Raw genomic sequence first — 14,701 nt, 5'->3', positions numbered from 1 at the left:
CTAAACACTCCTAAGAATTAAATAATTGTGGTCGCGCTTTGTACAGACTAGCGGTTAACGGAATGGTGACCGCGATTCCGAACCCGTTTTGAACGAGATTACCAATTAGTGAGGCCCATCCGGCGGTCCAACCAAATAACCAACTGGTTGCTAGGAAATAGCCAACCAACATGACGAGGCTGCCACACAGTAAGGCTTGTAAAATAGCGATTGGTTTGTTGTGTCGTTTGGTTAAATAACCGACAACAAAGCCTTGAGTGCCGTGAATCACTAATGAAAAGAGACACCATTCTGGATAACCGGAGAGGATATCAATCAATAGGCCGCTGAGGGCGCCGACCGCTAAACCACCGGGATTTTTTAATAGGATGGCGGTCGTGTAGATACCGACTTCACAGAGCGTGACAAACCCTTTGGTGGCGGGAATGGGAATGATGAACAGTAATGATAAGGCGACCGTCAAGGCGGTCAGCATCGCGATTAAAGTAATCTGTCGTGGTTTAAATACCATTAGTCACAACCTCTTTTCTGATAATGATTCACTTGCCAAACATTGCCCAATTGATGGCGCAAGACAATCCCGTTTTGTAAGGATTGATAAACATAATCTTTCGCCGTTTTAACGGCCTTTTCAAGCGATTGTCCTTGTGCCAATTCAGCCGTAATCGCTGCGGAAAAGGTGCAACCGGCCCCATCAACCGTTGATGTGTTTAAGCGGGGCCCTTCGAAATAGGTTTGGCTAGTTGATGTTTGTAGTAAATCTAAAGCGGTTTGACCAGGTAACCGTTGGCCGCCTTTAATCACAACATTTTGAGGACCGAGTGAACGAATAATGGTGGCCGCCTGTTCTAATTCAGTACGGTTTGTAATTTGGGAAAGCCCACTTAATTGACAGGCCTCAATTAAATTGGGGGTTACGACAAGCGCGCGCGGGAGTAGTTGTGTTTTGAGGATTTCTAAATAGGATTGTGAAGGCGTTAAGGTGCCTTCCTTAAAAGCCAGTACCGGATCGATGATTAATTGTAGTTGCGGTTCAGTAGCTAAGCGCGCAATAATCAGTTTGAGCGTCGCCACATCATTAATCAAGCCAATTTTGACATAGGTGATTGGGACGTGGGCTAAGACGGCATCGAGTTGGGTTAAGACGGTTTCACTCGCGATGTTATCAATTGTGAATTGTCGGTTAGCTTGAACCGTTGCTAAACAAGTGACAACACTTAAACCAAAGGTCCCGAGGGCTTCAAACGTTTTTAAATCGGCCTGGAGCCCCCCGCCAGCTAAAGTGTCAGAGCCGGCAATCGTTAAGATGTTGGTCATCGAATCCCTCCTAGTAGTTGAATAGATTTAGTTTAACGCCAACTAAAATGAATTAAAACAGCCAATTGGCTTGTTTTTTTACCAACCAATTTATACACTAGGATTAGAGGTGATTAAATGATTGATTGGACCCGTTATCCTTTAAATGAAAAGCCCAAATATCGTGCCTTGCAACGGTTAATTGAAGCGTTGATTCAACAAGGTTTGTTGCTAGCTGGGGAACAACTACCAGCTGAACGCCAATTAGCGATTCAGTTGGGGCTTAATCGCTCGACTGTCGCGCGCGCGTTTGATGAATTGGCGAGTGCTGGCTTTTTGGAACGCCAGGTGGGGCGGGGCACTTACATCAGCCAAGCGGCATTAACGCAAATGACCCATAAACGGGTTAATTGGCATACTTATTTAACGACGCAACGCCGACCGAAAGGCCAGCGTATTCGTCAACAATACCAGGCGCTGATCCAACAAGCACCGGCCGGTTTGATTGATGGTTTCTCGAGCGATTTACCAACGGAATTAGTCCCAGCTTTTCAATTACCAGCGTTAAGGTGGACCGATTTTGTCAAAGCGCAAGAATTGGAAAGACCTAATGGTTATCAACCGCTATTAGCGGCCGTCCAACAACATTATTCATCAACGCTAACGGTGTCGCAATTGTTGATTACCGCTGGTGCGCAACAATCGTTATTATTAGTGTTGCAAGGTTTACTGATCCCCGGAGAGGCGGTGGCGATTGAACAGCCTTCATTCTTCTATGACGCGGCGATTTTTGAAGTTGCGGGTGTTCGAACCTATTCAGCCCCGTGTGACGCTGAGGGGATGTTACCGGCCGAATTAGAACGGTTGATTAAACAACACCGACTTAAATTAGTGATTCTAAACCCAAATTATCAAAATCCAACTGGCCAAGTGATGGGTCTAAAGCGGCGGCAAGCATTGCTAGCACTTTGTCAGCAATATCAAATTCCAATCGTTGAAGATGATGTCTTCGGCTGGTTGCATTTTGAACAGCGCCCATTACCCACATTAAAAGAACTAGATCCGGAAAATGTGATTTACATTAGTTCGTTGTCTAAAATTATGGGCAGTAGCACGCGGATTGGTTGGTTAGCGGCCACCCCGCAAGTCATCCAACAGTTAGCGCAAATCCAAGCTGAAATGGACGTTGTGCCAAGTATTATGGCCCAACAAATGGTGACCTTAGCGATGGCTGAGCCACAATTTAAGAGCCAATTGCAGCGGTTGACGCGACTACTAAAAGCTCGTGCGCAGGCGACTTATGAGGCATTAACAACGGCTTTTCCTGAATGGCAAATTGAACAACCGCGTGGGGGTTATTATTTGTGGGTCCAATATGGTGAACACCCGCGTCCGCTAACCGACTTTATTAATGAACGGGTGATGGTGGCGCCGGGGATATTATTTGGCAGTTCAATTGGGACCTTTAGGTTAAATTTTGCGCGGTTAGATCACGTGGCTTTAACCCAATTAGTAGAACGACTACGACTCATTTTTGACATTTAAGGAGGTAGACTGATGACTGAACCCTTTATTCCTGAAATTTACACGCCACTCAAAACAAGTGTGATTGGCCCGCCGGCGATTGCTCGGCAAGTTGGTGGTTTAAAAATATTAGGCAAAAAAATTAAGACGATTATTTTTACAACCGATGTGGCGATTGTCAATAACACGAACGCGGATGCAGTCTTGGCGGTTTATCCGTTTACACCACATCCGGCCGTCATGAATGCAATCAGTAGTGTCGCCAATATTCCAGTTTTTAACGGCATTGGTGGTGGCTTGACGGGCGGCCAGCGCTCGGCCTATATGGGATTATTGGCCGAAGCCGCGGGATCTATCGGTGTCGTCGTTAACGCGCCCACTTCAATTGAAACGATTCAGCGGATTAACGCCGTGGTTGATGTGCCGATTGTGGGGACAGTTGTTTCAGCGCAACAAGACTATACAAGTCAAATTGCCGCGGGTGTGTCGATTTTAAACGTCAGTGGGGCGGCTAAGACGCCGGCGATTGTCCGGCAAATTCGTCAAGATTATCCGACCATTCCAATTATGGCAACGGCGGGTAAACAAGAAGCTGATATGTTAGCGACGATTGCGGCCGGTGCGAATGCGTTGACCTACACGCCACCCACTAATGGTGAATTGTTCGCTAAAAAGATGAATGATTATCGGTTAGCTTTAGAATAGTTGACGAATCACGTGTTTCTCGCTAGACTGAATCTATTGACTAAGGAGGACTTTTTAGATGATTCGACAAGCAACAGTTGCTGATGCCAAAAGTGTATTACCGATTATTAATATCGTATTTGAAGAAATGGAAATGCCGCTCTTTCAGGAAATTCCAATTGAAAATCTTTTTAAAATATTAAAACAAGCTTTTGAGATGCCAGAATATCGGTATAGTTATGCCAATACGCTGGTTTATGAAGAAGCAGGTCAAATATTAGGGATTGCAGTTGGTTTCCCAGAGGCTAAGGAAGCCACGATTGATGATGTTTTAGCACCGTTATTCCCACAAATCGGGTTGCCAACCTCGACGCGCTTTTTTACGGATAAGGAAGTGCAAGTCGGTGAATGGTATCTGGATACGCTAGCCGTCAGTGAAATGGCCCAAGGTAGAGGGGTCGGAACGGCACTTTTGAAAGCATTACCTGACTATTTAAAAGCGCAAGGTGAAAGCTTAATGAGTTTGAGTGTTGATTTAGAAAATCCAGGCGCCAAAAAATTATACGAACGAATGGGTTTTAACAAAACCGATGAACTAATGATCGGTGATCATCGATATGAACATATGATTAAAGAAATTTAGAAGTGCTGAACTCACGGTAGCTTCTGAGCATTAGCCTAGTTTCGTGAATGAAGTCCGGGTTATGGACTTTGTTTGCGAAACGTAGCTAAGCACAGGAAGCTGTGAGTGCAAGCACGTTAAAATGGAAGTGCTGACTCGAACGGGTTAGACTTTGAGGATTAACCTAAGGATACGAATTATGGTTGGGTTTAACCATAATTTGAATCCTGTCGTTAACCGGAAAAGGCTGTTCGATAAGCACGTTATCAAAGAAGTGCTGTGGGTTGCGGTTAGCAACTGAGCATTAACAGAAAAATATCGATTATCTTTGGTTTTTAAGATAATTGATATTTTTAGGTTAAGCGGAAGTTGTTGCAACCCAAAAGCACGTTATCAAAGAAGTGCAGTGAGTTGCGGTTAACTTCTGAGTATCTAACACCAAAAAAGCGACGATTTTCCAATTCGGAAAATTGTCGCTTTTTTTTAGCTGTTAGGACGCAGAGTTAAACCAACTTTGCGCAAGAAGGCTTTCGGTTGGCTGTAAGCCCACCGGTTGAGCACCGCCGCAATCAAGATGCATGGAATCAGATCAGCATCATCACTGATTGTCAGTTGGAAAGCCGTTCCGGTACTAATCATGACCGGCTTAACTTGCATAATGGTTTGGGTGTGGTAGACAATTCGGTATTGATTCTGGGTTAAATCACCGATAATTAACCAATTAAAGTGGGTGACATACACGAATTCGTGCCAAACGCCCCAGATTTTTTTGAGATCAGCGATTGGTTCTTGATTTTGGAAAAGTTGATAGCTAGGTGAGAGGCCTAGCGACATTTGTTTAATCTCGCCTAACACATCACCGGAGAGGGTGTATAACACAAAACTATCTTGGCGTAAGCCGTGTTTACCATCTAAAATATACAGTGGCTTTTGGTGGTTGTCGACAACTGTCGAGACGCCCCGTAAAGCGTTAGCCGTTTTTTGAATGTATAACGTTGGCATCTAATCACATCTTTTCAGCTTATTGATTGATATCCTGAGCGTGATGGATGGCGCGCGCAACCCCATCTAAGACGTTGGTATTGGTTTGATAGTTGGCAACCCCTTTAATCGTCGGCACGGCATTGGCCATCGCAACCCCAATCCCAGCAACTTTAATCATCGAAAAATCATTTAAGTTATCACCAATTGACATTGTGGCTTCGATGGGCACGTTTTGACTGTCAGCATAAGCGGCTAAGGCAATCCCTTTTTGCGCATCAACGTGGTTAATTTCGATGTTGTTGCTTGAAGAAGAGGTGACAATTAGCTGGCTCTGTTGATCACAAAGTTCTTTAACGGGGGTTAAGTCGGGCGTTGTCGCGTTACTAAAGGCAATCAGCTTATAGATTTTAATGTCAGGATCAGTTAATAATTTGGTATAACCATCCGTTACGTAATTAATATTCATCAACTCAAGTCGTGAAGCGGAAAGCGCCACGGCAATTTTGTAGCTCGTGTCGGGATTCAGGTTGACTAATAAATCAGCGACGTTTTGAATGTGGTGGACTTTACTATCAGAATAATTGCCCTGATTAGTCGCTAATTCAAAATAAATACCGTGGGCGTGTAAATAATCAATTAAGGTGCGGACGGTATCTTTATCGATGGCGACGTCGAAAACTGATTCGCCAGCTTGATTGAAAACTTGGGCCCCATTCATGGTAATCATGGCCGGGATTTGTTCGAGTCCGGTTAATAAAGGTAGGACTTCGTGGCGACTACGACCAGTGGCAATCACGAATTCGATATTGGCCGTTTGAGCGGCCTTAATTGCGGTTAAATTGCCGTCAGAAATTTGCATTTTATCATTTAATAGGGTGCCATCCATGTCGGATGCAATAATTGAAATCAAAATAATTCCTCCTGTTACCATAATAGGCGATACTTAACTACATATTAGCATGCAAGTGCGGTTTCTTCTAGCAACTTGCGTTAAAACACGATAAACTGTTCTGTGAGGTGAGATGATGAAAACAATTATTCACAATGATTGGCAGACGGTATTGGCACCTGAATTTGAAAAACCGTACTACGGCCAATTGCATGCTTTTTTAAAAGAAGAATATCAAACAACAACGGTTTATCCGGAGATGCACCATATTTTTCAAGCATTTGAATGGACGCCATTTAAAGACGTTAAAGTCGTCATTTTAGGACAAGATCCTTATCATGGCCCGCACCAAGCGCACGGTTGCAGTTTTTCGGTTTTACCAGGCGTTAAAGTGCCGCCGTCATTACGCAATATTTATCAAGAATTAACAACGGACGTGGGTTTTCAACCCGTCAATCACGGTTATTTAAAGGCGTGGGCGACTCAAGGCGTCTTTTTATTAAACACTGTCTTAACGGTTCGTGACGGACAGGCTAATTCACATCGCAATCAAGGTTGGGAGCAGCTGACTGATGCGGCGATTGCGGCCTTGTCCGAGCGCGGTGGCGTGGTCTTTATTTTATGGGGCAATGCGGCTAAGGCTAAACGGACTTTGATTGATGAACAAACCAATGCCGTTTTAACGGCGGTTCATCCGAGCCCGTTATCCGCGTACCACGGCTTTTTTGGAACGAAACCATTTTCGCAAACGAATCAGTTTTTAGAGGGTTGGCACCAAACGCCGATTGATTGGCAACTCCCGTTAAATGTTCAAAAAGATGAAGCGCTATCATAATTTACTTGTGGCAGCATTAGAAACGTTGTATGATTGAGTAGTATTCTTAAATAAAACGCTTTTATGGAGGTCACTGTTTTGGATTTATTTGAAAGTTTAACCGCAAAAATTGCTAACAAAAATTATAAAATTGTCTTCCCCGAAGGCACTGAACCCCGGATTATTGGTGCGGCAGCGCGTTTAAATGCTGATCGTGTTTTGAAGCCAATTTTATTAGGGAATGAAGCTGATATTCATCAAATTGCATCCGCAAAAGGGTTCAATTTGGCGGGGATTACCATCATTGATCCAGCAACCTATCCAAGCGAAGGCTTCGCTGCAATGGTGACGGCTTTTGTTGAACGGCGTAAGGGCAAAGCGACTGAAGAACAAGCCCAAACGATTTTAAAAGATCCTAATTATTTTGGGACCATGTTGGTTTACATGGATCTGGCAGATGGCATGGTTTCGGGTGCTGTTCATTCAACGGGGGATACGGTTCGACCAGCACTTCAAATTATTAAAACCAAACCGGGCGTTCACCGGACGAGTGGTGCGTTCATTATGCAACGCGGCCGCGACAACGAACGTTACCTATTCTCTGATTGTGCGATTAATATCAACCCGAATGCCCAAGAATTAGCTGAAATTGCGGTTGAATCAGCCAAAACAGCTGAATTATTTGATATCGATCCTAAAGTTGCGTTGTTAAGTTTCTCAACGATGGGTTCAGCACGTGGGGATGAAGTCACGAAAGTGCAAGAAGCCACTAAGATTGCGCATGAATTAGCCCCTGATTTAGCAATTGATGGTGAATTACAATTTGATGCCGCATACGTACCAGTGGTTGCGAATCAAAAGGCCCCTGATTCTAAAGTCGCCGGCCAAGCAACCGTCTTTGTCTTCCCTGAATTACAATCTGGGAACATCGGTTACAAGATTGCCCAACGTTTCGGTAATTTCGAAGCGATTGGTCCCATTTTACAAGGATTAAACAAACCAATCTCTGATTTATCACGTGGGAGTAATGAAGAAGACGTGTATAAATTAGCAATTATTACGGCCGCTCAAGCTTTACAAACGACATAAAAACGATGTGATTACAGAGACACAATTCGCTTAGAATAAAGCCGATTGTGTCTTTTTTGCGTGATGTGGTATTGGTAGTCGACGTAACTTTCTGTATAATGGATACATGATGTCAGGGACAAGGAGCTGTACAAATAAATGCAAACTAAATTTAAAACGAATACACCAGAAGCGACAATTGAAATCGCTGCGCAACTCGGTAAAAATCTACAAGCGGGGGACGTCATCCTACTAGATGGCGATCTTGGAGCGGGTAAAACGACTTTTACGAAAGGGTTAGCGCAGGGGTTAGGGATTAAACGCTACATAAAAAGTCCCACGTTTACGTTAATTCGTGAATACCAAGAAGGTCGGTTACCGTTATATCACATGGACGTTTACCGGTTAGAAGAAACCGGGGCTAGCGATTTAGGTTTAGAGGAATATTTCGATGGTGATGGTGTTAGTGTGATTGAATGGAGTCAATTCATTGCCGATGAATTACCGGCTGATTATTTGGTGATTCATTTTAATAAGGTCGATCAAGTCGATAATGATCGCAACTTGGTCTTAGAACCACGCGGGCAACGTTATTTAGCGTTAGTTCAAACTAGTTTTGGCGATTAATGGGGTGATTATCCGGCGAATTGCCGTCAGCGATGCGGCACACTATCGTGAATTTCTACGCCGGATTCAACAAGAAACGAACTTAGTGCCGGTTGCCGTCGAGGAAACGGAATGGACCGTGGCACTATGGCAGTTAACGATTGCATCGATTTTAGAACAACCGCAAGACCAATGTTGGGTGGCCACTAACGACCAACAAATCATCGGGGCGGCCCGCTTAGTTAGTGCACCAGAACCGGGGTTGCGGCACATCGGTGAATTGAGCATTGCGGTCGTTCAAGACTATTGGCATCAATCGATTGGCACGCAGTTAATGACCAAATTAATGGACGCGGTGCAACAAGCCGCAATGCCGCGTCGTCTGGAATTGACCGTCCAAGCGCGGAATACGCACGCCATTGCGTTGTACCGTCAGTTTGGCTTTACTGTCGAAGCAGAATTAACGGCCGGGTATCAAGAGCCACAACTCGGCTGGCTGCCGGTTTTACAAATGGTTCAATTAATCAATATTGGATAGAGCAAGGGGATTTTTGAGTTGGTACAAAATAGAATTAAAGGGATTTATTTGGCGATTATCGGCTCCATTTTTTGGGGCGTTCAAGGGCCGGTCTCACAATGGTTATTCACGGATACGCAAATTGCACCAGAATGGTTGATGGGCGTCAAAATGGGGCTTTCCGGGATTTTCTTGATTGGTTATGCGCTGATTAAACAACCGCGAGAAGTCTTTACCATTTGGCGACAACCAAAAGATTTAGGGCGATTATTCGCCTTTGCTTTGTTGGGATTATCGGCTGTTCAATACTTTTATTTTTTAACGATCCAAGCCAGTAACGCACCAACCACCACGATCTTGCAACAACTTGGCACGATTATGATCATCATCTTGAGTCTGGTTTTATACCGTCGGGGACCGAGTCGCGCGGAATTAATCGCCGTCGTCATCGCATTATTGGGGACGTGGTTGCTAGTCACCAAAGGCCAGCTGACCCATTTAGCGATTTCCGGGAGCGCACTAGGCTTAGGGCTATATCTGGCTTTTTCAGGGGCCCTCAACACGTTGATTCCGGTCAAACTATTTCAAAAATACGCGACGTTAATTGTTGTCGGATGGGCAATGCTGATTGGCGGCGTCGCTTTTACGATCATTCACCCGTTTTGGCGCGCGGTGCCACCGTTGAATTTTGCGACGGTCGCCAGTGTCCTATTCATCGCCATCTTTGGGACGGCACTGGCCAATGTTTGTTTTTTAGGCAGTTTACGCTACTTAACGCCAACCACGGCCGGTTTATTGAATACGTTTGAACCATTGGCGGCCACGATTGGCACGGTCCTTTTCTTGAAGACCAGTTTGAATGTCTGGGAAATAGTGGGCGGTTTATTAGTGATTAGTACCGTTTTTATTTTAAGTTGGTCACCTAAAAAGAAGATAAGTTAATATAGTGAACTGATTTATGGTACACTAATAGATGGAGATAGAAGCGTATTTCATTGATTGAAATATCAAATTGTTACAGCTTGTTTACTGAAAAATCAATTTTTGCTTTAATCTACCATTCGCTAAAAAGGCGTCCCTCAATTGAAGGACGCCTTTTGTCATGTTCAATTAACCAATTAACTTAGTCGCTTGTTTTAGTGGTTCAACGCCAAAGTCGTTGGCCTCTTTAATCAGGATTTGCGCACAAGCGATACTATCGGCGAGTGCGTTATGATGATTTTCGAGCGGAATGGCTAAATTGGCACAGAGGGTGTTTAATTTGTGGTTCTCAAATTGCGGATAGAGCCGCCGACTGGTTTTTAACGTGTCGAGCGCTAAATAATGGGGTTCAGGAATATCATAATGTTGGAGCGTGCTCCGTAAGACCCCAATGTCGAAGTTCGCATTGTGAGCGACGACTAATCGGTTAGGCGTAAAGAAGGGGGCGATGTGCGGCCAAACTTGGTTGAATTTAGGTGCTTGGGCGACATCGGCTTCATAAATGCCGTGAATCTGGCTATTTCGCGCACTAAAATAGGTCTCCGGTTTAATTAAGGTATAAAATTGATCGACGATTTGGTTGTTACGGACGACCACTAAGGCCAATGAACAAGCACTGTGGCGTTGGCCATTGGCGGTTTCAAAATCCATTGCAATAAAATTCATAAAAACGCCTCACTTTGATAATCGGTTTGCTTAGTTTAAGCGAATAAATCCTGGGTGTCAAGTTCGATGGGACAGTGATCGGAACCAAAAATGTCGTTGTGAATCTTGGCGTCGATTAAACGAGATTGGAGATTGTTAGAGGTGATGAAATAGTCAATCCGCCAACCGGCATTGTTATCGCGTGCGTGGAATCGGTAGCTCCACCATGAATAGCTGTCGGCTTGGTCGGGATAGAAATGACGGAAACTATCCGTGAAACCACTAGCAAGTAGCGTTGAGAAGGCTTGCCGTTCTTCATCTGAGAAACCGGCGCTGTGGTGATTCGTGCGATCATTTTTTAAATCAATCGCTTCGTGGGCCACGTTTAAATCGCCACATAAAATGACAGCTTTTTGAGTCGCTAATTGGTTGACATAGTCTTTAAAAGCGGCTTCCCAAGTTAAACGATAAGGGAGTCGTTTCAATTCACCTTGCGAGTTGGGGGTGTAACAAGTGATAACGTAAAAGTTGGGGTATTCGAGGGTAATCACGCGCCCTTCATGATCATGTTCGGGTTGATTGATGCCGTAAGTCACCTGGAGGGGCTCGTGTTTGGTGAAAATGGCGGTGCCTGAATAGCCCTTTTTTTCGGCATAGTTGAAATATTGGTAATAACCGGGTAAATCGAGTTCGACTTGACCGGCTTGCATCTTGGTTTCTTGTAGACAGAACCAGTCAGCCTCTAATTGATTGAAAGTCGCTAGGAAATCCTTTTTTAAGACTGCCCGCAGACCGTTGACGTTCCAAGAGATTAATTTCATAGTCTCGCCTCATTTCTAATCCCTATTTTACCGATATTTCGTGTAATACGCAAAAAGTGTTGACTGTTCAATTGCCGTTTCGTTTGTTAAACTAGAGTAAGATTATTTTTGAGAGGAACGACAGCCGTGTCAAGTCAAAATCAGGCGTTTTTAGAAGCCAATCAAACCATTAATATTAAAGTCAACGAACCATTAAGTCATTATACATTTACCAAAACGGGTGGCCCAGCCGATGTGCTCGCCTTACCAAGTTCAGTGGCAGAAGTCCAACAGTTAGTGACCACTGCTCATCAATTTGAATTACCGATTACGATTATTGGGAACGCTAGTAATTTAATTGTGCGGGATGCGGGGATTGCCGGATTAGTGATTATTTTAACGGCGATGAATCAAATTACGGTCGATCAACACGTAATTGTGGCCCAAGCTGGGGCTGAAATTATTCAAACGGCCGAAGCTGCTTATCAAGCAAGCTTGACCGGTTTAGAATTTGCTGCCGGAATTCCGGGGAGTGTCGGCGGGGCTGTCTTCATGAACGCCGGGGCGTATGAAGGCGAAATCAGTGATGTTTTAACGTCGGCAGAAGTGTTGACACCGGACAATCAAGTCATCACGATGACTGCTGCTGAATTAGAATTCAGTTATCGTCACAGTTTAATTCAAGAAAACGGCAGCATTGTCTTGGCTGCTCGATTCGATTTACCAAACGGGGTAGCAACACTTATTCGTGAGAAAATGGATGAATTAAACGCGAAACGGGCCGCTAAACAACCATTAGAATACCCATCGTGTGGCAGTGTCTTCAAACGGCCCAAGGGTTACTATGTGGGGCCTTTAATTCAAAAAGCGGGTTTACAAGGGTACCAAATTGGTGGGGCGCAAGTGTCACAAAAACACGCGGGTTTTATCGTCAACATTGATGGCGCAACAGCCACCGATTATTTGACGTTGATTGCCCACATTCAAGCCGTAATCTGGGAGCAGTTTGAAGTTCGGTTAGAACCGGAAGTCCGGATTATTGGTCGAACAGTCTAAAAATTAAAAAGAAGCGGTCGGATTTAGCGACGGCTTCTTTTTTAGAAATCAAGGGAGTGATTGGATGGCCATTATCGAAGCCATTATATTATTAATTTCTTTGGTGATTATTGCCAACATTATTGGTCATTATATCCCCAAATTACCAGTGAGTTTGATTGAGATTGTCTTAGGTTTAGCGGTTGCGGTCTTATTTTCCTTTAAGATTCCGTTGAAGACGGATTGGTTCATGTTAGTATTCGTCGCGCCGTTATTATTTAATGACGGTCGACGTTTCCCGAAAAAAGAATTGTGGGCACTCCGAGGGCCGATTATCGGCAATGCCATCTTTTTAGTGTTTATGACCACCTTGGTGGGCGGTTTAGCGATTCATGGGTTAGTGCCCAAGTTACCGTTGGCGGCTAGTTTTGCGTTAGCCGCGATTTTATCACCGACCGATCCCGTAGCGGTGCAATCGATTTCGGAACAAGCCGCTCTGCCACCGAAAGTGTTACATCTAGTCAGCGGTGAAAGTTTAATCAACGACGCCAGTGGTTTGATTAGTTTTAAATACGGGATTGCCGCCGCAGTGACGGGTTATTTTTCATTACAAAATGCGGCTGGCGATTTTATCTATATCAGTATTGTCGGCGCAATCGCGGGGGCCGCTATGATGTATCTGATTCATTTGGTGCGTCTGTTCATGTTGCAACAGGGGATTGACGACGTTGTCTTTCATACCGTGTTGCAGTTGCTCACCCCGTTGTTGATCTATTTAATTGTCGAAGATGGGTTACACGCGTCAGGGGTCATCGCGGTCGTCGTTGCCGGGATTGTTAGCCATTCTAGTCGCAACGTCTTTTTAGATTTTTTACCAGAATTAAAATTAGTCACCGAACAAACTTGGTCAATCAGTGTCTATTTATTAAACGGCATTGTCTTTTTGATTCTCGGTATTGAATTACCGGTGGCGATGGGCAGTACCGTGCGCAATCCATTGATTGCCACGAGTGAAGCAATCTTGCTAGTTTTTGCCGTTTGGTTAATTCTGGTGTTGGTCCGGACGTTATGGACTTTTTCTTATTTGATATATACCAATAAGAGTAATCCAAGAACGTTGCGGGCTAACGCCAAAATTTCAATTTTATCAGGTCTATCTGGGGTTCGCGGGGCGATTACGATGGCCGGGGTCCTCTCGGTGCCGACCGTCTTAGCGGACGGCTCCGCCTTTCCCGAACGGGGGTTAATGTTGTTCATCGCTGCCGGGGTGATTATCGTCAGTTTAGTGATGGCGATTATCTTGATTCCTAAATTAACCAAGGTCAACACGCCAATTGAGTTACGGGGAACACAACTGGATAGTGAGGTTGACGTCGAGGATGAAGCGACTGATGAACCCCATTTTTTGAGTGAAACGGAAGCTAAAATTTACATTTACCGGGTGGCCGTTGGTTTGATTGAAGCGCAACGGCATATCGATAATAACCGAGCAGCGCTGGATTTAATCGCGGAATATCAAGTGATGATTCATCGTTTAGAGAGTCAACAAAACGACGCGACTGAAGGCACCGAGTTACCACCGCTCATCACGGAAGAATTAATTTTGCGTCAAGTCGCCTTGGCTGGTGAACGTCAAGCATTAGACGGGATGTGGCAGGCCAAAGAAATTAGCGCGAAAACGTACCGGCACGGTCAACGAAAATTGAAACAAAAACAGGTCCGTCTAGCAGTGATCGGCTCCAACTTTAATTGGCATCACGTTCAGCTCCTATTTTACCGACTGGTAGGGGCAGTGAAACATTTTGGTTGGTGGTTAGTGCCACACAAGCAAACGGTCAAAGTCGCGACCGAATGGCAATTAACGGAACGTGAGATGGCGAAGGCGGGCATCAAGGCGTTATCGGCTTTCTTGAAACAACCAGAAAATCGGCAACAACATTATAATCGGCAAGTCATTTATCAAATTATCATGCGCTATCGTAATCAGATTGAAAACATGAAGAGTCTCGGTCACCGCAAGACCGATATCTATGAACGCCAATTGCAAAAATTGCGGATTAAGGCGTTGACCGGTGAACGAACGGCGATTCAGAATTTATTAGAGCAACACAAAATTTCGTGGGCGCTAGCCGATGAATTACGCAAGAATATCAATTATTCAGAAAACGCGTTGATTCTAGCCAATAGTGATGCGGAAGAATAGGATAAGTGCTGACTCAAGTTGGCCAGACTTTGA

The 14,701-nt window shown here is 44.5% G+C and carries 16 protein-coding genes; 10 read left to right on the top strand and 6 right to left on the bottom strand.

Features of this window, described 5'->3' with window-relative positions; translation table 11 throughout:
- Positions 1-10: 10 nt before the first annotated feature.
- Both LFUMFP_RS07370 and thiD read right to left on the bottom strand, forming a co-directional pair.
- Positions 11-511: an ECF transporter S component gene (locus tag LFUMFP_RS07370; protein ID WP_025083607.1), complete on the bottom strand. Its 501-nt coding sequence runs from the start codon at positions 509-511 to the stop codon at positions 11-13.
- Positions 511-1,317: a bifunctional hydroxymethylpyrimidine kinase/phosphomethylpyrimidine kinase gene (gene thiD / locus LFUMFP_RS07365; RefSeq protein ID WP_025083606.1), complete on the bottom strand. Its 807-nt coding sequence runs from the start codon at positions 1,315-1,317 to the stop codon at positions 511-513. The genes LFUMFP_RS07370 and thiD overlap by 1 nt, the downstream gene beginning before the upstream one ends.
- 117 nt (positions 1,318-1,434) lie before the next feature.
- Here thiD and LFUMFP_RS07360 point away from each other — a divergent pair, with 117 nt between their 5' ends.
- The 3 genes from LFUMFP_RS07360 to LFUMFP_RS07350 are packed head-to-tail and all read left to right on the top strand — an operon-like array spanning position 1,435 to position 4,147.
- A complete protein-coding gene (locus LFUMFP_RS07360; RefSeq protein WP_056950308.1) occupies positions 1,435-2,841 on the top strand; it encodes an aminotransferase-like domain-containing protein in 1,407 nt (468 codons plus the stop codon).
- 12 nt (positions 2,842-2,853) lie between these two features.
- Positions 2,854-3,525, top strand: a complete 672-nt coding sequence (locus LFUMFP_RS07355; protein WP_025083605.1) for a hydrolase — start codon at positions 2,854-2,856, stop codon at positions 3,523-3,525.
- 58 nt (positions 3,526-3,583) lie between these two features.
- Entirely contained in the window at positions 3,584-4,147 is a 564-nt protein-coding gene (locus tag LFUMFP_RS07350; protein ID WP_025083604.1) for a GNAT family N-acetyltransferase, read from the top strand.
- A gap of 462 nt (positions 4,148-4,609) precedes the next feature.
- Here LFUMFP_RS07350 and LFUMFP_RS07345 read toward each other — a convergent pair whose 3' ends face one another.
- Together LFUMFP_RS07345 and LFUMFP_RS07340 are read right to left on the bottom strand one after the other, a co-directional pair.
- Entirely contained in the window at positions 4,610-5,128 is a 519-nt protein-coding gene (locus LFUMFP_RS07345) for an LURP-one-related/scramblase family protein (protein ID WP_106483345.1), read from the bottom strand.
- Between the two features lie 19 nt (positions 5,129-5,147).
- Entirely contained in the window at positions 5,148-6,020 is an 873-nt protein-coding gene (locus tag LFUMFP_RS07340) for a Cof-type HAD-IIB family hydrolase (RefSeq protein ID WP_106483344.1), read from the bottom strand.
- A gap of 115 nt (positions 6,021-6,135) precedes the next feature.
- On the opposite strand from LFUMFP_RS07340, the gene LFUMFP_RS07335 reads away from it, so the two are divergent.
- From LFUMFP_RS07335 to LFUMFP_RS07315, 5 genes are all read left to right on the top strand, one after another.
- Complete coding sequence (locus LFUMFP_RS07335; RefSeq protein ID WP_025083601.1) at positions 6,136-6,834, top strand: uracil-DNA glycosylase; 699 nt, start codon at positions 6,136-6,138, stop codon at positions 6,832-6,834.
- A gap of 78 nt (positions 6,835-6,912) precedes the next feature.
- The gene (pta, locus tag LFUMFP_RS07330; RefSeq protein WP_106483343.1) at positions 6,913-7,902 is read left to right on the top strand and encodes a phosphate acetyltransferase; all 990 of its coding nucleotides are present in this window, start codon (positions 6,913-6,915) and stop codon (positions 7,900-7,902) included.
- A gap of 138 nt (positions 7,903-8,040) precedes the next feature.
- Positions 8,041-8,508 carry a tRNA (adenosine(37)-N6)-threonylcarbamoyltransferase complex ATPase subunit type 1 TsaE gene (gene tsaE, locus LFUMFP_RS07325; protein ID WP_025083599.1) on the top strand — a complete coding sequence of 156 codons (468 nt, stop codon included), beginning with the start codon at positions 8,041-8,043 and terminating at the stop codon, positions 8,506-8,508.
- Positions 8,498-9,025 (top strand): GNAT family N-acetyltransferase, encoded by a 528-nt coding sequence (locus LFUMFP_RS07320; RefSeq protein ID WP_025083598.1) that lies wholly within the window; start codon positions 8,498-8,500, stop codon positions 9,023-9,025. The genes tsaE and LFUMFP_RS07320 overlap by 11 nt, the downstream gene beginning before the upstream one ends.
- 18 nt (positions 9,026-9,043) lie before the next feature.
- Positions 9,044-9,946, top strand: a complete 903-nt coding sequence (locus LFUMFP_RS07315) for a DMT family transporter (RefSeq protein ID WP_025083597.1) — start codon at positions 9,044-9,046, stop codon at positions 9,944-9,946.
- Between the two features lie 168 nt (positions 9,947-10,114).
- On the opposite strand, the gene LFUMFP_RS07310 is transcribed toward LFUMFP_RS07315, so the two are convergent.
- Positions 10,115-10,651, bottom strand: coding sequence for a 3'-5' exonuclease (locus LFUMFP_RS07310; RefSeq protein ID WP_025083596.1), 537 nt, complete (start codon positions 10,649-10,651; stop codon positions 10,115-10,117).
- Between the two features lie 35 nt (positions 10,652-10,686).
- On the bottom strand, positions 10,687-11,451 hold the full coding sequence (locus LFUMFP_RS07305; protein WP_056950302.1) for an exodeoxyribonuclease III: 765 nt from the start codon (positions 11,449-11,451) through the stop codon (positions 10,687-10,689).
- A gap of 126 nt (positions 11,452-11,577) precedes the next feature.
- On the opposite strand from LFUMFP_RS07305, the gene murB reads away from it, so the two are divergent.
- Complete coding sequence (gene murB, locus LFUMFP_RS07300) at positions 11,578-12,486, top strand: UDP-N-acetylmuramate dehydrogenase (RefSeq protein WP_025083595.1); 909 nt, start codon at positions 11,578-11,580, stop codon at positions 12,484-12,486.
- A gap of 64 nt (positions 12,487-12,550) precedes the next feature.
- Positions 12,551-14,668, top strand: coding sequence for a cation:proton antiporter (locus tag LFUMFP_RS07295; RefSeq protein WP_025083594.1), 2,118 nt, complete (start codon positions 12,551-12,553; stop codon positions 14,666-14,668).
- Positions 14,669-14,701: the final 33 nt, after the last annotated feature.

Source organism: Latilactobacillus fuchuensis (assembly GCF_900258455.1).
Lineage (GTDB): Bacteria > Bacillota > Bacilli > Lactobacillales > Lactobacillaceae > Latilactobacillus > Latilactobacillus fuchuensis.
The sequence above is the reverse complement of the archived record's forward strand: the minus strand, read 5'-3'. Positions and strand labels throughout refer to the sequence as shown.